Source organism: Orbaceae bacterium lpD02, assembly GCA_036251875.1.
Taxonomy (GTDB): Bacteria; Pseudomonadota; Gammaproteobacteria; order Enterobacterales; family Orbaceae; genus Orbus; species Orbus sturtevantii.
Window position 1 is genome coordinate 70,495 of the sequence record CP133960.1, and the last position, 23,969, is coordinate 94,463.

Consider the following 23,969-nt stretch of genomic DNA (forward strand, 5'->3'; position numbering starts at 1 on the left):
CTTAATTATGAGTCTTTATTTATCTTATTGTTTATTATCATTTTAATTTTTTAATTTTATTTTGTGAACAATGTCGCATTTCCATTAAATTGGAATTGCATTCCGATTTGATCGCAAATATTATTAAAATGGAATGTCATTCCGTTTTTAAGGGTGATTGGCCAAAAGCAAAGGAAATCTTATGTATATAGTGACAATTGACTCAGGGACGACTAATACCAGAGTCAAATTATGGGAAAACAATACGGTTATTGGGCAGGCAAGTGACGTAGTTGGTGTTAGAGATACTGCCATAACCGGTAGTAACGATAAATTATCCCAAGCCGTAAAACGCGGTTTAATGACGGTGTTGGCTGAAAAAGAGATTCGTTGTTATGACAATGTTGTTATTGTTGCGTCAGGGATGATTACATCAAATATGGGATTATGTGAAATTCCACATTTAACAGCTCCGGTTAGCCAGCAACAGCTAGCGGCAGGAATGGTGAGTAAAATACTTCCAGATATTATTAATCATCCTATTTGGTTTATTCCTGGTGTAAAAAATGCTATCGATGACGTTAATTTAGATAACTGTGAACTAATGGATATGATGCGTGGTGAAGAAATTGAAGCCATTGGTGTCTTATCGCTACTAAGTTTACAGGGTCCCGCATTAATTATTCTGCCTGGTTCTCACTCGAAGTTTGTTAAAGTTAATGACAATAATGAAATTATTGCTTGTGCAACCACGCTTGCCGGTGAGTTCATTGATATTATTACCCAACAAACGCTATTGGCAAATTCATTAAACCATCAATTTGCCAGTTCAATAGAAGAAGAGTATTTATTAAAAGGCGCGCAATATTGTCAAAAAGTAGGTATTACCCGGAGCTGTTTTTCTATCCGTATTTTAGACCTTTTTAGCCAATTGACCATTAATCAAAAAGCCAATTTTTTATTGGGTATTGTGCTGTATTGTGATCTTCAGGCAATTAAGCATAGTGAAGCATTAAGCTGTTGTCGTCATACCAAGATGGTTATTTGTGGCAAAAAGATACTTAGAGAAGCCTTACTCATTTTAACCAAACATGATGATTTTTTTACTGGCGAAATTATCGATTTTGCTGAAGAAAATTATCCTCCACTTTCAGGTCTTGGCGCGATTGCGCTAGTTGAACAGTCGATAAACAGAGGTAACCCATTATGAGTTGGAAAACAAACATCCCTTTGATTGCGATATTAAGAGGAATACAACCAGAAGAAGTTTTTGAGCATATCAAAATTCTTATTGCAGAAGGGTTTGATACGATTGAAATTCCACTAAATTCGCCAAATTGGCAAAAAAGTATCGCGATTGCAGTGAATACATTTGGCAACAAAGCTTTAATCGGCGCAGGAACAGTTTTAAACACAGCGCATGTCGATGAGCTAAACCAATTAGGGTGTAAGTTAATCGTTACGCCCAATATTAATCCAGCCGTAATTACACAAGCAGTTAAATACGGCATGGTTGTTTGTCCTGGTTGTGCAACGGCAACCGAAGCGTTTGAGGCTATTGATGCAGGCGCACAGAACCTTAAAATTTTCCCGTCGGTGGCATTTGGTCCAAGTTACATCAAAGCACTTAAAGCTGTTTTACCTAAAGATATTCCCGTCTTTGCTGTGGGAGGGATCACTCCAGATAACCTGCATGACTATATTAATGCAGGTTGCATTGGAGCTGGTTTAGGCAGTGATTTATATCAAGCGGGACAAACTACCGAAATAACGAAATTAAAAGCCCAAGCTTTTATCAAAGCCTACAAAAATTTGATTAAATAAGGAAATAATAATGAGTATTCTTACCTCCCCTAAAATAAAGAAAATTCAGAGAATTACACTTATATTCCTGATTATTGCTGGGATAATTAATTATCTGGATAGAAGCGCCTTATCGATTGCTAATTCCGCTATTAGTGGAGAGCTAGGTTTAACGCAAATTCAAATGGGGTATTTGTTATCAGCATTCTCCTTAAGTTATGCATTTGCGCAGTTACCGGTTGGCATCATACTTGATAAAATAGGCTCAAGGATTACCTTGGGTGCGGGTCTACTTTTTTGGTCAATTGCGCAAGTTGCTTGTGGGTTGGTTCATAGCTTCCATGCATTATTTGTATGTCGATTGATTCTAGGAATTGGCGAGGCGCCGCAGTTTCCGGCTGGTGCAAAATCAATTGGTGAATGGTTCAATATCAAAGAACGCGGTAAACCAACCGGTTATTTTAACTCTTCATCAAGTATTGGCCCTGCTTTAGCGCCGCCTATTTTGACTGTTTTAATGGTGACTTTCGGTTGGCGATGGATGTTTGTTATTTTAGGCGTTTTAGGTATTTTGGCGAGCATTGGTTGGCTCGCTATGTACCGAAATAGAGATTCAGTTGAGTTAACCAAACAAGAACAACAGTCTTTAGATGAAGGCAGCCCAAAAGGCAAAGCAGGTAAAGCGACAATTAAAGAGTCAATAGGATTATTATCTCATACAACCACTTGGGGCATCATTATCGGTTTTATGGGCGTCATTTATATGATTTGGTTATATTTAACCTGGTTACCTGCTTATCTTGAACATGAATATGGTTTGAGCATTGCAAAAACCGGTTTTGTGGTCATGATACCTTACCTTTTCGCGATTGCCGGTACAATTACTGCGGGATATGTAGCGGATTATTTCGCTAAAAAAGGCTTTGATATTATTCGATGCCGTAAATTTCAAGCCGCGATTAGTTTAATTTTAGCAGGGCTATTTACTATTCCCGCGGCTTATGCTTCAAATGCAACGATGGCGGTAAGTTTTATTTGTGCAAGCCAATTTTGTTTAACTTTTGCATCTGGCTCAGCTTGGGTATTAGTCTCTACCGTAATTGCATCAAGGCAAATATCTTTTTTAGGTGGATTGCAAAATTTCGGCGGTTATTTAGCCGGCTCTTTCGCACCAATTGTAACGGGTTATATCGTGCAAAATACCGGCTCGTTTAAATTTGCGTTGATAATTAGCTCTTGCGTGGCATTCGCTTCTGCTTTGGCCTATATCTTCTTGGTTAAGAAACCAATCGGAGAGTAATGCTATTTTACTCTGACGAGTTGAATATCGTCAGAGAATCAATATAAAGGGGATTATGGCAACGTTTTCCCCAACACCAGAAAAGTAGCTGAGTATATAAAACGGGGTTTTGCGCTAGTTGCGTTAACCTGTGATGCAAAATTTTTACGTGAAGGTGCGAGGCAAGCAATCAATACCTTAAAATCGCTCATTTAGCACGACCAAATATCTGACAACAATCACCAGTGATCGGTGATTGTGATTTATTGCAGTGGCATAATGGATTGGACTATTCGGCGGATATTGAGTTTATTCTTTTTATTATGATTATCTAACCATAGTTTATGCTGTGGTTGACATTTTGGACCAAGATAAATTTTATCAACATGAGTGGCAATATTATCGTACTCTAAGTAAATATATCTACACAAGTCAAATTGTTCACCCATTTTAACTTTATCGTCACCAATATCAGTTACATAAAAAATACGGCACTCATTTTCATCTTCAAAAGCTGCATGTTTAACTAAACTGGCTATTGGCATCGTGGCAAGGGCAATAAGCTGGTTAATATCTTTTAAGGTTACTTGCCATCCATTTTTATCAATTAACTTTGTTAATTTTTCGATTTCAGTTTGAATTTTACCTAATTGCCCTCTAATATTTTTAATTTTTTGCTTTTCTTTTAATGACTTTAAATAATCTTGCCATTTTTTATCTATTTCATCGGGTTTCTCCGATTTATATTCTAGGTAAAACGATTGTTTACTGCGTTTGGCTAAAGCAAGATAATTGGTGTCAGGATCGAAATAGATGCAGCGGTATAGCGGTAGGGGGAAAATAGTTTGATCACACTTTGATTGTTGTTCACTTACAATATCGGACTTAATTAATTTTTGTGGCGATTTAGTAATTGCCTGAAGATCGATACTTTTATCTAACTCATCACAAAAAAACTCTTTGTTAAAGGTAAGGCTAACCCCTGATCCTGGTTGATTATCTTCTAAACCATATAACCTAAACTGGTTCAGCGAATTATGGTTAAATGAAAAACTTGCGACAAAGTTTTTAATATCAGGATTTGTTTGTGAAGGATTAATATTGAGCCAATTGAGCAGTACTTTATTTTCGCTTGGGTCATTCATAAAATCGACTAAGTTAAGCCGAAATAAGCTTGCTTGTTTAAGTAGTGAAAATAACACGTTGGGATTAGTGTAATGGGCAATGGTTTGTTCGTAGTGATTATTTTTATAAACATCGATGAATAGTTCGTCACGTATTTCTTTGCAAGCGTTATAAATTTTTGTAATGCTATTAATCAGTGGTTGAATGTCTTTTGAGGATGCTATTTCTTTCCCTTCTGTTATCTCATTAGCTAAAAAATAAAGTTTAATTTGTGCTTCTGCATAAAAACTAAAGCCATCTTTTATATAGGATACGTTGTTAAAGTGACTCTTAGCATCGTTAAAATCTTGTTGCGCATAGCAAATAATTCCTAAATGAAATTGAGCTACAACATAAAGACTAAAGTCATACTTTATATGAGATACATTGCTAAAGTGACTCTTAGCATCGTTAAAATCTTGTTGAGCATAGCAAATAATTCCTAAATTAAATTGAGCTGCGACATACAATATAGAGTTGTCTTTGTTGTGTACATTTCGATAATGTTCGCTGGCAATATTTAGATCTATCTTCTTCCCACCGACCTCTTCATATTGCCAGATAAGACCTAAACGAAATTGAGCTTTGGTATATGTTTGCGGATTGTCATCATATAATATATTTTCAAAATATTTTATTGCTATATCAGGTTTTTTTTTATTTTGATAAATAGCACCTAACTTAAATTGAGATTCCGCATAATCACTATCACTAGGCTGTATACTACTTAATCTAGCAATTTTTTGCTCTAGTGTTTCTTCCGTCATCATAATAATCCTTTAATATTATTAGCGTAATTATATGCTAATTAGATAATTATTTATGTGATTGTTCTCAAAATAATCGGAGCTGTCATTATTTAATCACTAATTCGTTATTTGGTTATATTACTTATGACGAGATTTTAAAATACCAATCACATCGCTTAAACTTAGGTTTTGATCTTGCAGTAATACCAGTAAATGATAGATCAGGTCGGCGGATTCATTTTTTAATTCTTCACGGTCATTAACGGTTGCCGCTAAAGCAGTTTCAACGCCTTCTTCGCCGACTTTTTGTGCGATGCGCTTAGTGCCATCATGATATAATTTGGCGGTATATGATGATTTAGGATCGGCATTTTTGCGTGAGGCAATCAGTTGTTCTAGCTCAAACAAAAATCCCCAGTCCGACTGAGCAGGGCTAAAGCAACTATTGCTACCCGTATGGCAAGTCGCGCCAACGGGACTAACGAGTACCAGCAAGGTATCATTGTCGCAATCAGCGGTGATATTCACCATATTTAAAAAATTGCCTGAAGTTTCGCCTTTCGTCCAAAGGCGGCTTTTAGTGCGTGAATAAAAGGTCACTTTACTGGATTCGATGGTTTTTGTTAATGCCTCTTTATTCATATAACCGAGCATTAATACCTCGCCAGAAATCGCATGTTGAATAATTGCTGGCATTAAATTATCGACTTTTTGCCAGTCTAGTTGGCTGATTTGCTGTGTTGTTAACATAAGCGTATTTCGACTCCATTATCAAATAAATAGTGTTTAAGTTCACCGATATTAATTATCTGTTTATGAAAAACTGAAGCGGCTAAAGCACCGTCGATATCGGTATTTTGAAAAGCAGCTAAAAAGTGTACCATTGCGCCAGCGCCGCCAGACGCAATTAATGGCACATGACAGACTTCGCGCACGGCTTTTAGCTGGCTTAAATCATAACCGTTTTTAACGCCATCTTGGTTCATCATATTAAGGACGATTTCACCTGCGCCGCGCTGCTGCACTTCTTTAACCCAATCAAGGGTATTCCACGTTGTTGCAAACGTTCGTTTTTCATCACCAGTAAATTGATACACATGATAATCATTGGTTTTTTCATCGTGCCAAGTATCAATGCCCACGACAATGCACTGCACACCAAAGCGATCAGCTAAGCGAGTTATCAAACTTGGATCGGCAAGCGCAGGGGAGTTGATTGAAATTTTATCGGCGCCAAATGATAAAATACGGCTCGCATCTTCAATAGTTTTAATGCCACCGGCAACACAAAAGGGGATATCAATCACTTCTGCAACTTTAGCAACCCAACTTTTATCAACCACACGGCCAGCAGATGACGCGGTAATATCATAAAACACCAGTTCATCAGCGCCTTCTTGCGCATAGCGTTTTGCCAGCGGCACAATATCGCCAATAATTTCATGGTTACGAAATTGAACGCCTTTGACCACTTGGCCATTTTTAACATCAAGGCAGGGGATTATCCGTTTTGCCAGCATGTGATTGCCTCCTGTAACGTAAATTTACCTTCAAGTAGTGCTCTTCCAACAATAATGCCATTTACGCCGCTATCTTCTAGTGCTTTCACATCCGCTAAACTGCCGATCCCTCCTGATGCTTGCAGTGCAATCGTTGGGTATTTTTGACTGATTTCTTGATACAGCTTAACGTTTGAGCCCGCAAGGGTGCCATCTTTTGATATGTCGGTGCAAAGCACATGCTTTAAACCGTAAGGTAAAAAATCTTCAATCACGGCTTCCAAGGTTTGGCTAGATGATTCTTGCCAACCATGAATGGCAATGTGTTTTTGGCCATTGTCATTAATGCGCACATCAAGCGCTAACACCAACCGTTCTGCGCCATAGGCGTTAAACCATTGTTTAACCCGCTCGGGTGATTTGATCGCGGTGGAGCCAATCACTACACGTGCTGCACCAGCTGATAATAAAGCCTCTACATCTTCTTCACTGCGAATACCGCCGCCAATTTGCATTGGAATCGATACGCCAGCGATCAATTTTTTTATCAGCAGAATTTGCCTTGCGTTAGGATCTTTAGCGCCGGTTAAATCAACGAGGTGCAAAATGGTCGAGCCTTGTGCTTCATATTGTTGTAATTTGGCTAATGGATCACGGCCATAGTCACGTTTTTGGCCGTAGTCGCCTTGATGTAAACGTACCACGTTGCCATCAATTAGATCTAATGCGGCAATAATAATTGGATTTGACATAACGGCTACATCTCCAAAAAGTTTTTCAGTAATTTTGCACCGGCTGTGCCAGAACGCTCGGGATGAAATTGCACACCGAAGTAGTTGTCTTTTTGTACGGCTGCCGTAAAGCTTTCGCCGTAGCTGGTTTCTGCTATAGTTGCTGAACATAGTGGTAATGCGTATCCATGTACGAAGTAAAAGTAAGTCCCTTCTGGAATATCGCGAAACAAGTGATCGCCTGCTTTCGCGTAAACTTTATTCCAGCCCATATGAGGCAAAGGTAAACCGTGGTCAGGAATTTTGATGATAGTTTCATCAATAAAGCCTAATGTATCAACATCACCTTCTTCACTGTGTTTTGCCATTAACTGCATGCCTAAACAAATACCCAATATGGGTTGAGTGCAGACTTTAATCAGTTCAATCAGATGACGTTCTTTAAGCTGTTCCATCGCGGCTTTAGCCGTACCAACTCCCGGTAAAAATAGTTTGTCTGATTGCAAAACTAGCTCGGGCTGCGCGGTGATGGTTGGCTGATAACCTAAACGTTCAATCGCATATTTAACCGATGATAAGTTAGCGCAGCCAGTATCAAGAATGACCACATTCATCACAGTACTCCTTTTGAACTTGGTAAGCTGTTACCGTCAACTTTAATCGCTTGTTTTAATGTTCGAGCAAAGGCTTTAAATAGGCTTTCAACTTTGTGATGGTCATTATCGCCTGTTGTTTCAATATGCAGTGTTACCGCCATAGCATAACTAATTGAATAGAAAAAATGCTCAACCATTTGTGTGCTCATATCGCCCACTTTTTGGTGGCTAAATTGCGCTGAAAATTGCAGGTAAGGGCGGCCGGAGATATCAATCGCGCATTTGGCTAAGCACTCATCCATCGGAATAACTGATGCATAGCGAGTAATGCCGCGTTTATCACCTAATGCCAGTTTTAACGCTTCACCAAGGGCTAGTCCTGTGTCTTCGATAGTATGGTGGTCATCTACGTGTAAGTCTCCGTTAACTTGAATGTTAAGTTTGATTCCGCCATGAACAGCAATCTGGTCGAGCATATGGTCAAAAAATCCAATGCCTGTATCAATGCTGCTATTACCTTGACGGTCAAGCCAAACTTCAACTAAGATTTTTGTCTCTTTGGTATTGCGTTCTACTTTGGCGTAACGGTCAACTGTTGTTAATCTTTGTGTTATTTCGTTCCAGTCTAAAGTGACTGGGTTGTAGCGTAAGCCGATTATCCCCATTTTTTCAGCTAATTTAATATCGGTTTCGCGATCGCCAATTACATAACTATTTTGTTTATCAAGCTTACCATCGAGTAGATAAGGTAAGACGAGTTTTATATGAGGTTTACGGCAATCACAATTATCAGCTTGAAAATGGGGGCAAATTAAAACTTGCTCAAATTTAATACCTTGTGACTCAAATACTTGCATCATTAAAGTATGCGGACCAGCAAAATCAGCGTGTGGATAGCTATCGCTGCCCAGGCCATCTTGATTTGTCACCATCACCAGTTTAAAGCCAGCAGCTTGTAACTTTAGTAGCGCTGGGATCACATTGGCTTCAAAAGCCAATTTTTCAAATCTATCAACTTGATAATCGGTTGGTGGTTCAGAGATTAAGGTGCCATCCCGATCAATAAAAAGATATTTCTGTGACATCTATTTACCCTCTTGACGTTCAAAATGAGTTAAAGCTTGTATAACGGCATCACACTCAGCTTGGGTACCAATTGTAATGCGAATAGTATTTTCTAGGCCTATTTGTTTATTTTGGTCTCGTAAAATAATACCGTGTTGCCAGCAGTAGTTAAATACTTGCGGATCGTTAAATTTCACTAAAATATAATTTGCTGAACTTGGATATATACGTTCAACAATATTAAGTGAATCTAGCTTATCGATAAAACGTTCTTTAAGCTTATTTAAGTTGCGCACTTGTAACTTCATTGTTGTTAAGTTTTCATGGCTCAATGCTTGGGTTGCAATATCTGCCACCGGAACGGCAAGTGGGTAGGGCGCAATAACTTTTTGTAGCGCATCAATCACTGGCTTATTTGCGATGGTAAAACCACAACGTAAACCTGCTAAGGCAAAGGCTTTGGATAGTGTTCTTAAAATCACTAAATGTGGGTAATTTGCCAACCAGCTTACAACCGAGTTTGCTGCTGAAAATTCAATATAGGCTTCATCAACAATCACTAAAGCTTTACCCTTAGTCATTGCGAGTAACGTTTTAATATCGTCGGGATTTAATAAATTACCGGTTGGATTATTAGGTGAGCAGACATAAATTAATTTAACTGAAGCAAGATTCTGTTCAATTACCGTTAAATCTAATTGCCAATCGGCAGTTTGCGAAATCGCTTTACAGTTAATTCCTAATGTTTGAGCGCTAACTAAATACATGCCATAAGTCGGCGGGCAATAGATGATACTATCTTTGTCAGGTTCACAAAAGGCGCGCATCAATAGTTCAATAGCTTCATCCGCACCGCGGCTAACAATCAGTTGCTCGGTTTTGACACCAACATAATCAGCATAACGATTAATAACTTGTTCGGGTTGTTGTTCGGGATAGCGATTAAGCGTTTGCTGAGTGAGTTGGTAATGAGGGGCTGTTGGGTATTCGTTAGCATTTAACCAAACATCACCACTACCGCCAATACGGCGAGCTGATTGGTAAGGCGTAAGCTCACGTATATTTTTGCGTACTAATTGGTTTATATCGATTGAATTAGTCATTTTTACCTCTTTTTTAATTCTGTAAGCCTTAATGTAACTGCATTCTTGTGTGCAGTTAATAGCTCCGCTTCCGCCATTAATTCAACAGCCTTGCCAATAGCAAGTAATCCAGTAGGCGATAATTCTTGTACTGTCATACGTTTTTGAAAGTCAGCAAGTCCAAGGCTTGAGTAAGTTGCCGTATAACCATAAGTCGGTAATACGTGATTAGTACCAGACGCGTAATCACCTGCTGATTCAGGCGACCAATCACCCAAAAACACCGAGCCGGCATTGGTAATTTCATCCACTAACTTAGCGGCATCACGCGTCTGAATAATCAAATGTTCAGGTCCATAGCGATTACTAATTTTAATACACTCGTTAACATCTTTAGTGATAATTAGCCGACTTTCTTGCAGGGCTTGGCAGGCAATATTTTTGCGTGATAATAATGCTAACTGTTTACTTATTTCCATTGAGACTGATTTAGCCAGTTCTTCATCTGGAGTAAGTAAGATCACCTGTGAATCCGGACCATGTTCGGCTTGTGATAATAGGTCTGCAGCAATAAATGCTGGATTTGCACCACTATCAGCAATAACTAACACTTCAGATGGACCAGCGGGCATATCTATCGCGGCGCCATCAATTTGTTGGCTTACCTGACGTTTTGCCTCAGTAACATATGCATTACCAGGACCAAAAATTTTATCAACGCTTTGTATGGTTTCAGTGCCAAATGCCATCGCTGCAATGGCTTGTGCTCCGCCTATTTGATAAATTTCAGTCACGCCACAAAGTTTAGCTGCATATAAAATTTCATCGGCAATCGGTGGTGGTGAACATAACATTACTTTATTGCAACCGGCAATTTTAGCCGGAATGGCAAGCATTAAAACGGTTGATAATAACGGCGCAGAGCCGCCAGGAATATATAGCCCTACAGATCGAATTGGTCGCGTCATCTGTTGGCATTTTATTCCAGGCATTGTTTCAACCGTAATCGTTTCCCTATTCTGCGCGCTATGAAAAATTTCAATATTTTTAGCCGCCAATTGCATCGCATTTTTTAGCTCCGTTTTTACGCGCTTGGTGGCAAGGTCAATTTCGTTGCTACTGAGTTTTAGATTGCTCAGTGCGACTTTATCAAATCGTTGGCTTAATGTTTTTAATGCGGCATCGCCGCCATTTTTAACTTGCATTAATATTTCGCTAACAGATTGACTAATGGTGCATGATTGACTTAAGGTTGGCCTGGTCAATAATGCTTGTTGTTCCGCGGGGGAACAGTCTTGCCAATAGGTTAATCTCATTTTGTTACTCCATCATTTTTTCAATTGGTAAAACCAAAATAGAGCTAGCCCCGAGTGCTTTTAATTTTTCCATTGTTTCCCAGAATAGCGATTCGCTACTAACCATATGTAATGCGACTCGTTTTTTTTCATTTGCTAATGGCAAAATAGTCGGGTCTTCAGCGCCAGGAAGTAGGGCAACAATTTGCTCAAGTGCATCAGTTGGCGCGTGTAACATAATGTATTTTGATTCACGTGCTTGAATAACACCTTGAATACGCGTAAGTAGTTTATCAACTAGTGCTTGTTTATCTTTTTCAAGCTGACCACTGCGTTGAATTAGACAAGCTTTAGATTGGTAAATGATTTCAATTTCTTTTAAACCATTTGCTTCAAGCGTTGCGCCACTAGAAACTAAATCACAAATCACATCAGCAAGCCCAGCTCTAGGAGCGACTTCAACTGAGCCATTGAGCAAACAAGTATTAAATGTGACATTATATTGAGCTAAATAACGTTTTAGTAGGTGAGGATAGGTGGTTGCAATGCGTAAATCTTGTAAACATTTAGGGCCTTGATAATTAAAATCCCTTGGTGCGGCAATCGATAAACGGCAACCGCCAAAGTCTAACCGTCTTAGCTGCTTATATTGTGGGTTTTGTCCTTCAGCTTGGCGATCTAGTACTTCTTCTTCTAAAACATTTTCACCGATAATTCCAATATCAACCACGCCATCAATCACTAAGCCGGGAATATCATCATCGCGTACTCGTAAAATATCAATTGGCATATTTTCAGCAAAAGCAATTAAGCGTTGTTCTTGTAGATTAATTTTAATGCCGCATTGTGCTAATAATTTTTTTGACTCGTCGCTAAGGCGACCTGATTTTTGCATGGCGATACGTAAACGTGAATTATCTAACATCTTTCTCTCCAATTGTATAATAGTAAGTAATCTTGAAAAGCCTGACAATAAAGCATAAAAAAAACCCTCGGAAGTTGTTCTTCCGAGGGCTCTCTTGTAACTTTCTTTGCGCGCATCTGGAAGAACAATTGTCTTCCAGCACCAAACGCCCGAAGACTATTGCGGGAAATGGTGATGATGGTTGTTATTGTTTAAAACAAAGGCGCAAAGTAAATTCATAATAATCTTGTAATTCCAAAGTAAAGTGTCATTAACATATAACACTTTATTTGGCTTCGCAAGTTATTTTTGGATAAGTTTTTTGAAATAGGTCTGAAATTTATTGATATCATCTTGCGTTGTCGACCAAGCGGTACAAAAACGTAAGCAAGTATGTTCACTATCGGGTTGACCAAAAGAATAAACACAATAATTTTGCATGATATCATCAATTAACCCATTGGGAATATTGACAAATAGTTGGTTCGTTTTTGGGGGAATATTAAATGTAAAACCGTGCTCAGTAAAAATAGTTTGTAGCGTTTTTGCCATTTTGTTACTGTGAGCCCCTAATTGTAGATAAAGATCATCTTGTAGTAGCGTTAAAAATTGTAACCCTAAAATCCAACTTTTGGCCATCATTGCGCCTTTTTGTTTCATCGTAAAACGAAAGTCTTGATTTAAATTTAGGTTATTAATCACTAGCGCTTCACCAGCAAAAGCCCCGACTTTAGTTCCACCAATATAAAATGCGTCAGTTAACTGTGCTAAATCTTTGAAAGTTAAATCATTAGCTTCAGCGGTTAATGCCATCGCAAGCCTTGCTCCATCAAGGTAGAGGTATAAATTGTGTTGCTGGCAAAATTGATATAATCGTTGTAACTCTTGTTTACTATAAATCGTACCTAGCTCGGTGGTATTGGAAATATAAACCATTTTAGGTTGAACCATATGTTCATCACAGTGCTCATCGAGAATCGGTTTAATTAATTCAGGCGTTAACTTTGCATCAACACCTTCAACGGTAATAACTTTATGACCGGTAGCCTCAATAGCGCCAGTTTCATGTACCGCAATATGACCAGTGCTCGCAGCAATTACAGCTTGGTAAGGACGAAGCACATGACTAATAAAGGTTAAGTTGGTGATAGTTCCGCCTGGAAGAAAATGTACTGCGGATTTAGGCGAGTCGGTTAATGTTCTAATTTGCTGTGTAGCAAGCTGACAGTAGTCATCTAAGCCGTAACCACTATTTTTTTGTTTAGTTTGGCTTAGTAACGATTCTAATAATTTAGGGTGAGCGGTTTCATTGTAATCGTTAGTAAAACTATACATAATTATATCCTTTATTAATATTGTATTGACGTAAATTATATCGATAAACCGTAACGATTTATACTCTCTATTGATGATAGTTACACTAAATTGTAATTAACCCGTTATGATGCTTTAAACGGCTTGAAGTTGATAGATTATTAGCAGTAGAATAATTCGCTACAATTAATCGTATTTTTGATGCAGGTAAAAATTTTGCTTGTGATATCGTTTTTAATAACGATAGTTAGACAGATACACTTTATTTTATCACTTTTTTGGATACTCAGTTTCCGCAATGGACCGTTTACATAACGCAGCAGTTTTTATTACTGATATTATTTCTCAGTTTCGCTTAAGAAATATTACCTTAATCCGTTTTATTGATGAGCTTGAAGTGATCTGCTCAGTATTTTTAGCGATTATTTTTGCCCATTTATTTAATGCACAAAATATTGGTTGGGCGGCATTTACTGGTTACATGATCATGCGTTCACATGTGCTAGATACTTTAATTCGTGGTGCTTTACGGTTTTTAGGTACGATAACAGGGGCTTTATTAGCCTATTATGTTACTTACTTATTGGGTCATAATTTGTTATTTATAGCCTTAGGAATTGCACTTGTTGGCGGTATTACGCTTTATTTTGCGGTCACCAGTAAGTACAGCTATGCTTGGCTTTTTCTTGGTATTACTTATATTATGATTGGTGTTGATGCATTAGGAAATCCATTTAATCAAGTGCAAGCGTTTGCAATCAGCCGTGTTATTGAAGTATTTGCTGGTATTTTAGCATCAATGGTTATCAGTATTACCTCTAATGTAATTAAACCACGGTTAACCATCAAGCCGTGTAAAGAGGGTTTGGCTGAGATAGTTAGATTTCCTTGTTACGCTAAATATACGGCAATTCATTCATTGCGAGCGATGCTTGCGCTTGCAACTTTACCATTTTTAGAACACTTTTTTGATCTCCGTTATTTAGGCCAAACCGCAATTACTGTTTTTGTAGTGCTAACTGTACCATTATCGACGATTAATAATCCGAAAATAGTCTCTAAACGAAATTTTCACCGTTTTTTAGGCTGTACGCTTGGCGGTTTGCTGGCTTTAATATGCCTTCCTTTTTATCAAATCAATTTAGCGATCGCGGCAATTATATTATGCTTAGGGATTTTTATCGGCCGCCACGTCGAGAATAGCTGTCAGTCTTTTTCCTATATTGGCACTCAATTTGTATTGGTTTATTTAGTGGTTATGGTTCCTGATTCACTCGCTTATTCATCTGTAGAACCCGGTATTTCTCGATTATGTGGTGTAATTATTGGAATTATTTTGGTTGAGCTTTCTAAATTAGCTGTAATGCCGTTAAAACGTTATTGGAAGCTGTAACTAACCGTTTCATCGTAACTAAAAATTTTATACACCTGCTAAATTAAATATTAATTATATTTCGTTTAAATATTAGTAATGCGTTATATTCTAATATAAAATAACAACCCATTAAATAACAAGAGGCAAGCAAATGTATCATAATTTTGTGCCGATAAAATTACATAATAATGCCGAAAAGTTGGTTGCAAATTTAACCGCGCTTAGTCAAAAACCAGTCGTTTGTCCATATTGCCAACATAACGAACTTTATGCCGTTAATACATCATCAGGTTATTACCGTTGCAAATCTTGTCAGCGTGGTTTTAATCGTAGCTTAAATACACCTTTTTATCGTTTAGCCCCACTAGAATGGTTGCCCATAATTGCTGAACGGCGCTTATGTGGTCAAAGCTATATTACCATTCGCCGTGAACTTAATTGTAGTAAATGGGTCGTGAAAAATAGATCAGAGATTATTGAAAAATATATGCAACTAAATTTTTCTGATCTTTATAACTGGTACAAAAATTTTATCAATGAAGCAATAATTGATGAGCCCTTGATTGTTCAAGAACAAGCAAAACAGCTCAAGGATTGGTTTGATAATATTTTACAAACATCACAGGCTATTTGCCCACACTGTGATTCGGCTAAAACTCAAAAAATTGGTGAACATAGAGCACAATTTCGTTGTAAAAATTGTTGGCGTTATTTTAGTAACCTTAAAGGGACGGGGCTTGAGCACTTAAGCCGTAGTGAAAACTGGTGGACAATGATTGATTTATTGGTCAAAGGTAAAACAAATCGGCAGATTGAAAGTGTATTAGGGATTAGTTTAGGAACTATAATTAATTATAAAAAACAATGGCTTAAAATTATTCAGCAGCGAAATTTATTAGTGCTAAAAGAATGGATAATTAATCGAAGAGGGTAACTAATCATTCCTTAATTTTATTAAAAATAGTGCTTCTCAATCGCTATAATTTAGTTTATAGCGCTCATTTTTACCTACTCATTACTTTAATTGCACAATCAATAGTTCATCGATTGTTCATTTGTGATGCCTCTCACATAATAAAAAAACATTATTTTCATAATTTGATCGAGATCACGAATTAGCACGGATCTATGTGCAAAAAAATACGATCGATTAATACTAGCTATGCTTAGTTAATTATATACGGAGAAAATAATGAAGTTAGTAAAAAAAATAAGTTTATTAGCAACCGCTATGTTGGCTATAAGTGATTTATCCTATGCCGCAGAGCCTAATACAGATTATGAGCTTAAGCAAGTGGTAATAGTCAGTCGTCATGGTCTAAGAGCTCCCTTAACAGAAGGAGCTGATTCTCTCATTAATGCTACTCCCTATAAATGGCAAAAATGGGATAGTACAGGTGGTTTTTTAACCGCTAAAGGTGGTGCTTTAGAAGTCTATATGGGGCACTATTTTAATGATTGGTTGGTCCAAAATGGAATGTTACAAAAAAACACATGCCCAACAGATGAACAGTATTATGCTTATAGCAATATTGTTCCTAGAACGATTGCAACCGGGCAATTTTTTACTACGGGTGCATTCCCTGGTTGCGATAAAATAAAATATCATCATTTAGCTGATCTGGATGGTAAAGATCCTATATTTTTCCAATCAATTAACGATACTAGTAAGGAATATGTGACAAAAGTAGTGGCAGAAATTGAGGATTTCATCGACCAACAAAACTTGGCTTCATCTTACGCTAAATTACAAGAAGTGATTGATTATAAAAATTCTTACGATTGTAAAGTCGACAAGAAATGTGAGCTCGCTAAGCAACCTAATACCGTTGTCCTTGAGCATGGTAAAGAGTCATCAATAGATGGGCCATTACACCTTGCTTTTTGGATGGTGGACGCATTTATGTTGCAAGATTATGAAGGATTTCCTGCTGGACAAGTTGCTTGGGGTAGAATTAAATCGGATCAAGATTGGGTAACATTAGCAAAATTAAGAAATGCGTATATTGATGCGGCTTATTTGCAACCAACGCTAGTTAACCGTACGATTAAACCGATGCTCGCTCACCTAAATCAAATAATGCCTGACCAACAATCTACCGAACAAGCTAAAATTACGTTATTAGTTGGTCATGACACAACAGTGGGACCAATAATTCGAGCTATGGGGTTTAATGATTATACTTTACCTGAACAGTACGAAAAAACGCCAATCGGCGGTAAAATTGTATTCCAGCGTTGGCATAATAAAAAGAGCGATCAGGATTTACTGAAAGTCGAATATGTTTATCAGTCTACCAAACAGCTTCGTAACCTTGAAAAGTTAACACTTGCTAGCCCACCACAAAGAGTTACTTTATCCTTAAAAGATTGTCAGATTGATGCTAATGGATTTTGTGCTTGGAGCGATTTCAAAAAAGTAATGAATAATTTAGTCAACTAATCCTATTCGCTTGAATCCTTACTATATTACGGCAAATAACCCTATTGATAGGGTTATTTTTATGTTTAGAAAAATAGTCCATACCCCCTAATAGACGACTTCTAAAATATATTCTTACTGGCGGATCTGCTTTATCATCCCAACTTTCAGTGGTTGAAACAGATTGTGAACATTATCAAATTATTAAACATAAGGAGGATATTCTTAGTTAGGTCGTTTAATAAATTGTATGAAAAGCAACCTACGTGCAGAATCTCGGGTAGGGGTATTTCATCAGCTAATTTTATAGAAAATGATTATTAACAAAGTGAATGTTAAACGGCTTTACCGAATGAATAAAACTACCACATTAAGTTATACAATTTTGTGTAAAAGAAGTTAATATAATTGTTAAATTTTAGACAATTGTCATTGTTTATTAAAAAAGAATTGATATAATTCAAAAATATTTTATTTAAAAAAATAGTTTTATGAAAAATTCGACATTATCACGTGGGAAACAATTTTATTCCGTCAGTCATTCGGGATCAATTTTTAAATTACCTGCTATTTTTGCTTTAATAATGATAGCGATGTTGGTGGTTTTAAATATTATTTATTATTCTTTAAATTCAGATAGCAATAATCATGTCTATTTGTTTTTATTATTTAATAACTTGAGCAATTATGCATTAAACCATGTCATATTTTATTTCTTTATTGGCATTATTATGTTTATTGATCAAAAAATGCATCAAATAACAGCAAGAAATATTATTATTATTTTAGCTGTTTGTATTATTTATCAGGTAATAACGCATTTTATTATGATTGGATGGATGCAGCTAATACCGCTCTTGAAATTCAAATTTGATTTATCTTATGACGTAATCAGCCAGTTATTAACCATATTTAGTGTGTTATTGATGGCCTTAAAAGCACTCATTTTAGTAGGGCTAATTAAACTCATCGGGTTCATTGATAAACGTGATAGACAAGCATATAACATGCCGCTAGCTAACCATCGAACGCTTTTTGCTATCTTATTTTCATTAATATTTTCATTCCCTTTTATAATCATATTATTCACATGGTTTAATGGTGAAGTTTTTAGCTTTTTCATGGGCTATTTCGATTTTTTTTATGAAGCAGCTAATTTAGATAGCGTAGAGTTATTTTTGATCATAACATTACCTGGATTATTATCTTTACTATCTTTTGCGATTAGTTTTGCTTTTATTTTCTTCTCTGTAAAAAATTGTTTTGTACGACAAGTTAATACGATCCCTCTTCGATTAATATTTAAAGCAGTAGGTTGGTCTTATCTATATTTAATTTTAATTGCTATGGCTACTGGGATTATCTATTTTATCTTAAGTATTATTATTACCCTGATCATGACCAGCGGAGTTGCATCGGTATTGACAACGTTAATTAGTATTATTTTTATTGTGATCAACTTGATTGCAACATACCTATTAACCCGCAAAGCCACCTTGAAGTATTTTAGTTAAGGTCATCCTCTATAATTTAAGCAATTAATCAGTTTTAATTCTCGATTAATTGCTTAAACATTTAGCTATTAATTAAATTGCTGTTGAGTTTTTATATTGATTCTTTATTTAATCTACATCGCCAAATGAATAAAACCATAACAAGCGCAAATAATGCAGCAAGCAGACCGATAAAAAATACAATCGAAAAACCATATAAGTCAACAAATAGGCCGATCACCGGAGCTGTCAAGGCATAAGAAAGATCTTGAAAAGCAGCAAATCCTGCCATTGCTATTCCACGTTGATTTGGGGTGATTTTTTTTATCACTTCAGCCCCCATTGCAGGAAATATCATTGAGCAACCTATTCCCGTTAATAATGCACCAATAATTGCAATTGATTGCTCAGTCGCTTGCCAAAGAAGAAGCTGACCTATACTTTCAACAATAAGTGAAGTAATCGTTATTGCAATTCCACCTAAACGATCAGGCAAATGTCCACATATAATGCGTACTAAAACAAAGCCTAAACCAAATGCTGTTAATGCAAATCCAGGATAATGCCAGTGATTTTCCATATAGATTAAAGAAATAAATGCACCAATAGCAGCAAAACCAACACCTTGAAGACATAGCACAAAACCATAAGGCCAGATTTGTTTTATAACACGCAAAAATGATTCGCACTTTTTGTTTGGTGGTAACGGTACTATGATTGGTAATAGGCGAAATAGGAGTAGTCCAATAATTGGTAGTATTGCGCATATAAGCATTAAGCCACTAAAGTTTAATTTATTATACAACCATAAACCTAGTGGCCCACCAACGGCAAAAGCACCATATATAGACATGCCCGCGATAGAGAGTAGCTTTCCTGAATTTGCTGTTCCAACAAATCCGATCCCCCAAGCTAGCATTCCAACTAATGTTAAACTTTCGCCGAACCCAAGGAGTAATCGACCAACAATTAAAATTGTATAAGCCCACAATGGATAATATTCGACAAGAGTGGCAAGGAAACATAAAAAACCCGCTAACGCATAACAACAAAGCCCTCGATGGACGGCGCGCATTGTGCCTTGTGTATCTGACATCTTACCCGCTAAACTACGTGTTATAATTGTTGCAAAAAAGCAGATTCCAACAGCAAATCCCGCCAGTGTACTGGTTAATTCTAATGTTTGAAAAGTATAGATAGAAACGACTGGTAGCGGTGTTGCAACAGCAAGATAAGAAATAAATAAACTGGTAGCAAATAATGATAAATAATAATTTTGTTTTTGCAAAATAATCTCCTTAAATTAAGGTCATTCAAGGCAGATTGCAGCGTTTATTAAGTCAACGCACGCAATGCTCTTGAATGAACAAGGGTAGCGCGTTGGTTTACGTAAACGCTTACGGACGAATAAAAGAAGAGGTTTCTGATATGTTTATCGGCACGGATTATACAATTTAGTAATAAAAGATCAATATAAACGTGTAATTGAAAAATATTTTTCGTTTCTTCTGTTAAACCATGTAAGGTAATAAACTTTGAATTTTATTACAATCAGCGATCAGCAGACTCATCCATTTATAAGATAATAATCGGAGTGGTGTAGACCACTCGATTACTGCACGAATAATACTACTATATTAATTATAAATATTTGATTATTTAAGATTTATTATCTTAATGATCTATCAGATTAAAAAATATCAAATCGAGTGATTATTAATTAACATCATCGCAATTAATTTTATGATCACGATAAATTACTTTATTGTAACCATATTCTAAATCACGCTGTTCGATAACTTTACCATTGCGAATGAAAAACCAATATTTTTTAAATGGCTTATAATAACCTTCTGATTTAACGCCACCAATATTAACACATACGGAATAACCAAAAATGGCTTGTTGTTTTTCCGAATCTTCTACTAAATATTCTTCGCGCGGTGAGCTCATTGAGACGTAGTTAATCGCTTTAGCATCATCAAAGTGATTACTGCCCCATTGTTTAATGAGTTCGGGATAGTTGGTTGGGTATTTACCAAAATTAGCACCTACCATATCTGGTCGCCAGTTAGGGTCAGTCGGTGTTGATGAACACGCGGCAAGTAAACAGACTAAACTTGCTATGCTAAGATATTTTTTCATTGTTTATTCCTTTTCCATTTTATCAATTGGCTACAATGTAATAAAAAAGTCATGACATTGCCAGCGGTTTTTTATGTTGGTAGAAGATGGTGTTTTTAGACTGGATGGTGCTATGGAATATGTTGTCGAGTATGCTTAGCTCACGCTATTTAGTCGGTGATATGCAAATAGATTTTATAAAATTTAATGCATATAACTTAAATTTAAACTAAGAATTTAATAAATCAACCAACTAAAAGACTGGCCGATTAGAGACTAATGCTATATTGACATTGATGATACTCAAACTCGCTAAAGATAGTAATAAGACAAGGTTTTTATTTTTTCTCATTTTCTGCTATATTAACTCGTTAGAGATTACATTTTAGTGTTATTCCACATAAATTCACTTTAACCTAGTTATCAATATCGGTTAAAACTCTCAAGTAATAATAGTATACAATTCATGCCAAATTGTCCTGTTTTTTGCGAGTATCTTCTGTAATTTTCTATAAAAATGAGTATGAGGAAAATAATTATGACAACCAAAATTATCCCTGAAATTAGCGATATTCAACATGAGATGATTGCTATTAGGCATCAGCTTCACCAACATCCTGAAATTGGTTTTGAAGAGTTTAAAACAAGCGAGTTAGTCGCAAATCTTTTAACTCAGTGGGGCTATCAAGTAACGCGAGGCTTAGGTGGTACAGGCGTAGTTGCTCAACTTAAGAATGGTAATGGACCAGCGATTGGTATTCGTGCTGATATGGACGCTTTACCGATCGATGAAGCAACTAAACTCTCTCATGCTAGTCAAATAAAAGGTAAAATGCATGCTTGCGGCCATGATGGGCATACAGCAACATTGTTAACAACCGCTCGTTATTTTGCGCAGCACCGCCATTTCAATGGCACAATTAACCTTATTTTCCAACCTGCAGAAGAAGGACTTAGTGGTGGTCTTGCAATGGTTGAAGATGGATTGTTTAAAAAATTCCCGTGTGATTATATTTTTGCTTTTCATAATATGCCAAAAGTCGAAGCTGGCAAAATGGCATTTATTGATGGTCCGGCCATGGCATCTTCCGACAGCGTAACCATTAAAGTAAAAGGTCGCGGTGGTCATGGTGCTATGCCACATCTTTCAATCGATCCCGTTGTGGTTGCATCATCTATTGTTATGGCTTTACAAACGATAGTTTCTCGTAATGCAAACCCACTCGAAACTGCAATTATAACGGTTGGATCTTTTCAAGCTGGCGATGCAAATAATGTGATCCCTGATGAAGCAATATTAAAGTTAACTATTCGAGCACTTGATCCTAGCATGCAAGATCTTATCGAAAAACGCGTAAAGGAGCTCGTTACTGCGCAAGCCGCTAGTTATGGTGCTGAGGTTGAAATTGATTATAAGCGTCTTTACCCAATGGTTATTAATGATTTACAAGCTACAGAATTAGCCAGAAATGTTGCACTGTCTTTTTTCGGTGAAGCACAAATTATTCCTGACTTCCCTAAAATGACAGGTAGTGAGGATTTTTCATTTATGCTACAACAGTGTAAAGGCGCATACATTTTTGTCGGTAATGGCACTGAAGGGCATAATGGCTGCTCATTGCATAATCCTAAATATGATTTTAATGATGCAATCTTACCGGTCGTCGCGTCGTATTGGGTCAAATTGATTGAAAGTTATTTAAAATAAAAATAAGGACAAGTATGGCGTTTAATATTTCTAAAAATGATGGAAAACTAAGAAAAGCAAGAAATATAGCAGGCATTACCATGGGTAATGCAATTGAATTTTACGATTTTGCTATTTATGGAACGTACGCAGTTCTTTTAGGTCAACTTTTTTTCCCCGGGACAAATAATTTTGAAAAATTAATGTTGTCATTTGCAACATTAGGTGTTGGTTTTATTACTCGGCCTTTAGGGGCAATCTTAATCGGTTTATATGCCGATAAGTTTGGTCGCCGTCCTGCGCTACTTTTTACATTATGGTTAATGTCAATTGGTACGTTATTATTTGTCATAACGCCGACTTACCAGCAGATCGGTATTTGGGCAACAGTGATTATTATGTTTGCTAGATTAATGCAAGGATTTGCCTTAGGTGGTGAATTTGGTACATCAACAACGATGTTGATGGAGTATGCAGATAATTCTAACCGTGGTTTTTATAGTAGTTGGCAGCTTTTTGGTCAGGGTTTAAATACTTTACTCGCTTCAATTGTTGGGATCACTATCGGTTTTTGGTTAAAAGATGATATCACCGCTTTACATAGCTGGGGATGGCGATTAGCCTTTGCGATCGGCTTGTTAATTGTTCCTATGGCACTTTATATCCGTAAAACGTTACCTGAAACTAAAAATAAGAACGTAAACGAATCAACAAGCGCATTGCTCAAATTAGTTTTTAGCAAATACCCAAAGCAACTAATTACGGGTATTTTGCTGACTTTAGGCTCCACGGTTCCCGTCTATATTACGCTTTTTTATCTAGCAAACTTTGCTATTTCGGAATTACAATTTGAAATGCGATCTAGCATTGTTGCTTCATGCATTGCCGCATCGGTTCAAATTATACTCGTCCCATTTATTGGCATGCTATCAGATAAAGTTGGTCGTAAACCACTTATCTTCTGGTCGCGAGTGTTAACGATTTTAGTTATCTACCCAATATTTATGCTATTAACCTTATTTCCATCGCTGACAACGCTTTATTCATGTGTTTTTGTGCTAGCTATTCTAATTGCGGTTAACTCTGTACCAAGCCTGATCGTCTGTGCTGAAATATTTCCAAGTAAAATTAGGGCAACCGGATTATCAGTGGTTTATAGTTTATCTGTGGCCATTTTCGGTGGTTTTGCTCAAATGATTGTTACAGGGCTGGCTCATTGGATGAATGATTTAAGAGCGCCCGCTTATTATGTGATTGCAACTGTCGCCATTAGTTTAATTGGTGTATTTATGTTTAAAGAAACAGCGGGTAAAGCGCTGAAATAATGACACTATTGATATTAATGCTAACTCATTAACTGACAATGGCAACGATTTATAAAAATTGTTGCCATTTTTTCTTTAGATGC

21 protein-coding genes and 1 other annotated feature are annotated in these 23,969 nt (G+C 36.8%); of the genes, 9 read left to right on the forward strand and 12 right to left on the reverse strand.

Annotation, left to right across the window (positions count from 1 at the left end; all coding sequences use genetic code 11):
* Nucleotides 1–181 precede the first annotated feature (181 nt).
* From RHO12_00310 to RHO12_00320, 3 genes are read left to right on the forward strand one after another with little or no spacing between them, the layout of a single operon-like run.
* Entirely contained in the window at nucleotides 182–1,189 is a 1,008-nt protein-coding gene (locus RHO12_00310; protein ID WVD66232.1) for a 2-dehydro-3-deoxygalactonokinase, read from the forward strand.
* Entirely contained in the window at nucleotides 1,186–1,803 is a 618-nt protein-coding gene (locus tag RHO12_00315; protein ID WVD66233.1) for a 2-dehydro-3-deoxy-6-phosphogalactonate aldolase, read from the forward strand. The genes RHO12_00310 and RHO12_00315 overlap by 4 nt, the downstream gene beginning before the upstream one ends.
* Before the next feature lie 10 nt (nucleotides 1,804–1,813).
* Nucleotides 1,814–3,082 (forward strand): MFS transporter, encoded by a 1,269-nt coding sequence (locus RHO12_00320; protein WVD66234.1) that lies wholly within the window; start codon nucleotides 1,814–1,816, stop codon nucleotides 3,080–3,082.
* Nucleotides 3,083–3,324: 242 nt separating this feature from the next.
* On the opposite strand, the gene RHO12_00325 is transcribed toward RHO12_00320, so the two are convergent.
* The 10 genes from RHO12_00325 to RHO12_00370 form a co-directional block, all read right to left on the reverse strand.
* A complete protein-coding gene (locus RHO12_00325; protein ID WVD66235.1) occupies nucleotides 3,325–4,995 on the reverse strand; it encodes a DUF2971 domain-containing protein in 1,671 nt (556 codons plus the stop codon).
* 117 nt (nucleotides 4,996–5,112) lie between these two features.
* On the reverse strand, nucleotides 5,113–5,724 hold the full coding sequence (gene hisIE, locus RHO12_00330; protein WVD66236.1) for a bifunctional phosphoribosyl-AMP cyclohydrolase/phosphoribosyl-ATP diphosphatase HisIE: 612 nt from the start codon (nucleotides 5,722–5,724) through the stop codon (nucleotides 5,113–5,115).
* Nucleotides 5,718–6,494, reverse strand: coding sequence for an imidazole glycerol phosphate synthase subunit HisF (gene hisF, locus RHO12_00335; GenBank protein WVD66237.1), 777 nt, complete (start codon nucleotides 6,492–6,494; stop codon nucleotides 5,718–5,720). Before hisF ends, hisIE begins: the two co-directional genes overlap by 7 nt.
* A complete protein-coding gene (gene hisA, locus RHO12_00340) occupies nucleotides 6,476–7,225 on the reverse strand; it encodes a 1-(5-phosphoribosyl)-5-[(5-phosphoribosylamino)methylideneamino]imidazole-4-carboxamide isomerase (GenBank protein WVD66238.1) in 750 nt (249 codons plus the stop codon). The genes hisF and hisA overlap by 19 nt, the downstream gene beginning before the upstream one ends.
* A gap of 5 nt (nucleotides 7,226–7,230) precedes the next feature.
* Nucleotides 7,231–7,818: an imidazole glycerol phosphate synthase subunit HisH gene (gene hisH, locus RHO12_00345; GenBank protein WVD66239.1), complete on the reverse strand. Its 588-nt coding sequence runs from the start codon at nucleotides 7,816–7,818 to the stop codon at nucleotides 7,231–7,233.
* Nucleotides 7,818–8,885 carry a bifunctional histidinol-phosphatase/imidazoleglycerol-phosphate dehydratase HisB gene (gene hisB, locus RHO12_00350; GenBank protein ID WVD66240.1) on the reverse strand — a complete coding sequence of 356 codons (1,068 nt, stop codon included), beginning with the start codon at nucleotides 8,883–8,885 and terminating at the stop codon, nucleotides 7,818–7,820. Before hisB ends, hisH begins: the two co-directional genes overlap by 1 nt.
* Nucleotides 8,886–9,968: a histidinol-phosphate transaminase gene (gene hisC / locus RHO12_00355; protein WVD66241.1), complete on the reverse strand. Its 1,083-nt coding sequence runs from the start codon at nucleotides 9,966–9,968 to the stop codon at nucleotides 8,886–8,888.
* Between the two features lie 2 nt (nucleotides 9,969–9,970).
* Nucleotides 9,971–11,263 (reverse strand): histidinol dehydrogenase, encoded by a 1,293-nt coding sequence (gene hisD, locus RHO12_00360; protein WVD66242.1) that lies wholly within the window; start codon nucleotides 11,261–11,263, stop codon nucleotides 9,971–9,973.
* Between the two features lie 4 nt (nucleotides 11,264–11,267).
* Entirely contained in the window at nucleotides 11,268–12,167 is a 900-nt protein-coding gene (hisG, locus tag RHO12_00365) for an ATP phosphoribosyltransferase (GenBank protein ID WVD66243.1), read from the reverse strand.
* A gap of 55 nt (nucleotides 12,168–12,222) precedes the next feature.
* Nucleotides 12,223–12,348 (reverse strand) — a sequence feature (His leader region).
* 101 nt (nucleotides 12,349–12,449) lie between these two features.
* Complete coding sequence (locus RHO12_00370) at nucleotides 12,450–13,481, reverse strand: aminotransferase class I/II-fold pyridoxal phosphate-dependent enzyme (protein ID WVD66244.1); 1,032 nt, start codon at nucleotides 13,479–13,481, stop codon at nucleotides 12,450–12,452.
* Nucleotides 13,482–13,758: 277 nt separating this feature from the next.
* Between RHO12_00370 and RHO12_00375 the strand changes: the two genes are divergently transcribed.
* From RHO12_00375 to RHO12_00390, 4 genes are all read left to right on the forward strand, one after another.
* A complete protein-coding gene (locus RHO12_00375; GenBank protein WVD66245.1) occupies nucleotides 13,759–14,853 on the forward strand; it encodes an FUSC family protein in 1,095 nt (364 codons plus the stop codon).
* A 133-nt stretch (nucleotides 14,854–14,986) separates the two neighbouring features.
* Nucleotides 14,987–15,769, forward strand: coding sequence for a hypothetical protein (locus tag RHO12_00380; protein ID WVD66246.1), 783 nt, complete (start codon nucleotides 14,987–14,989; stop codon nucleotides 15,767–15,769).
* A 258-nt stretch (nucleotides 15,770–16,027) separates the two neighbouring features.
* Nucleotides 16,028–17,278: a bifunctional glucose-1-phosphatase/inositol phosphatase gene (gene agp / locus RHO12_00385; GenBank protein ID WVD66247.1), complete on the forward strand. Its 1,251-nt coding sequence runs from the start codon at nucleotides 16,028–16,030 to the stop codon at nucleotides 17,276–17,278.
* A gap of 470 nt (nucleotides 17,279–17,748) precedes the next feature.
* The gene (locus RHO12_00390; protein WVD66248.1) at nucleotides 17,749–18,771 is read left to right on the forward strand and encodes a hypothetical protein; all 1,023 of its coding nucleotides are present in this window, start codon (nucleotides 17,749–17,751) and stop codon (nucleotides 18,769–18,771) included.
* Between the two features lie 91 nt (nucleotides 18,772–18,862).
* Here RHO12_00390 and RHO12_00395 read toward each other — a convergent pair whose 3' ends face one another.
* Both RHO12_00395 and RHO12_00400 read right to left on the reverse strand, forming a co-directional pair.
* On the reverse strand, nucleotides 18,863–20,038 hold the full coding sequence (locus RHO12_00395; GenBank protein WVD66249.1) for an MFS transporter: 1,176 nt from the start codon (nucleotides 20,036–20,038) through the stop codon (nucleotides 18,863–18,865).
* A gap of 428 nt (nucleotides 20,039–20,466) precedes the next feature.
* A complete protein-coding gene (locus RHO12_00400) occupies nucleotides 20,467–20,895 on the reverse strand; it encodes a hypothetical protein (GenBank protein ID WVD66250.1) in 429 nt (142 codons plus the stop codon).
* A 517-nt stretch (nucleotides 20,896–21,412) separates the two neighbouring features.
* On the opposite strand from RHO12_00400, the gene RHO12_00405 reads away from it, so the two are divergent.
* Both RHO12_00405 and RHO12_00410 read left to right on the forward strand, forming a co-directional pair.
* Nucleotides 21,413–22,582, forward strand: coding sequence for a M20 aminoacylase family protein (locus RHO12_00405; GenBank protein ID WVD66251.1), 1,170 nt, complete (start codon nucleotides 21,413–21,415; stop codon nucleotides 22,580–22,582).
* Between the two features lie 14 nt (nucleotides 22,583–22,596).
* The gene (locus RHO12_00410; protein WVD66252.1) at nucleotides 22,597–23,886 is read left to right on the forward strand and encodes an MFS transporter; all 1,290 of its coding nucleotides are present in this window, start codon (nucleotides 22,597–22,599) and stop codon (nucleotides 23,884–23,886) included.
* Nucleotides 23,887–23,969 lie beyond the last annotated feature (83 nt).

Coding starts and splice junctions, on each gene's coding strand:
- RHO12_00310 (WVD66232.1), top strand. CDS start 182: ATGTATATAGTGACAATTGACTCAGGGACGACTAATACCAGAGTCAAA.
- RHO12_00315 (WVD66233.1), top strand. CDS start 1,186: ATGAGTTGGAAAACAAACATCCCTTTGATTGCGATATTAAGAGGAATA.
- RHO12_00320 (WVD66234.1), top strand. CDS start 1,814: ATGAGTATTCTTACCTCCCCTAAAATAAAGAAAATTCAGAGAATTACA.
- RHO12_00325 (WVD66235.1), bottom strand. CDS start 4,995: ATGATGACGGAAGAAACACTAGAGCAAAAAATTGCTAGATTAAGTAGT.
- hisIE (WVD66236.1), bottom strand. CDS start 5,724: ATGTTAACAACACAGCAAATCAGCCAACTAGACTGGCAAAAAGTCGAT.
- hisF (WVD66237.1), bottom strand. CDS start 6,494: ATGCTGGCAAAACGGATAATCCCCTGCCTTGATGTTAAAAATGGCCAA.
- hisA (WVD66238.1), bottom strand. CDS start 7,225: ATGTCAAATCCAATTATTATTGCCGCATTAGATCTAATTGATGGCAAC.
- hisH (WVD66239.1), bottom strand. CDS start 7,818: ATGAATGTGGTCATTCTTGATACTGGCTGCGCTAACTTATCATCGGTT.
- hisB (WVD66240.1), bottom strand. CDS start 8,885: ATGTCACAGAAATATCTTTTTATTGATCGGGATGGCACCTTAATCTCT.
- hisC (WVD66241.1), bottom strand. CDS start 9,968: ATGACTAATTCAATCGATATAAACCAATTAGTACGCAAAAATATACGT.
- hisD (WVD66242.1), bottom strand. CDS start 11,263: ATGAGATTAACCTATTGGCAAGACTGTTCCCCCGCGGAACAACAAGCA.
- hisG (WVD66243.1), bottom strand. CDS start 12,167: ATGTTAGATAATTCACGTTTACGTATCGCCATGCAAAAATCAGGTCGC.
- RHO12_00370 (WVD66244.1), bottom strand. CDS start 13,481: ATGTATAGTTTTACTAACGATTACAATGAAACCGCTCACCCTAAATTA.
- RHO12_00375 (WVD66245.1), top strand. CDS start 13,759: ATGGACCGTTTACATAACGCAGCAGTTTTTATTACTGATATTATTTCT.
- RHO12_00380 (WVD66246.1), top strand. CDS start 14,987: ATGTATCATAATTTTGTGCCGATAAAATTACATAATAATGCCGAAAAG.
- agp (WVD66247.1), top strand. CDS start 16,028: ATGAAGTTAGTAAAAAAAATAAGTTTATTAGCAACCGCTATGTTGGCT.
- RHO12_00390 (WVD66248.1), top strand. CDS start 17,749: ATGAAAAATTCGACATTATCACGTGGGAAACAATTTTATTCCGTCAGT.
- RHO12_00400 (WVD66250.1), bottom strand. CDS start 20,895: ATGAAAAAATATCTTAGCATAGCAAGTTTAGTCTGTTTACTTGCCGCG.
- RHO12_00405 (WVD66251.1), top strand. CDS start 21,413: ATGACAACCAAAATTATCCCTGAAATTAGCGATATTCAACATGAGATG.
- RHO12_00410 (WVD66252.1), top strand. CDS start 22,597: ATGGCGTTTAATATTTCTAAAAATGATGGAAAACTAAGAAAAGCAAGA.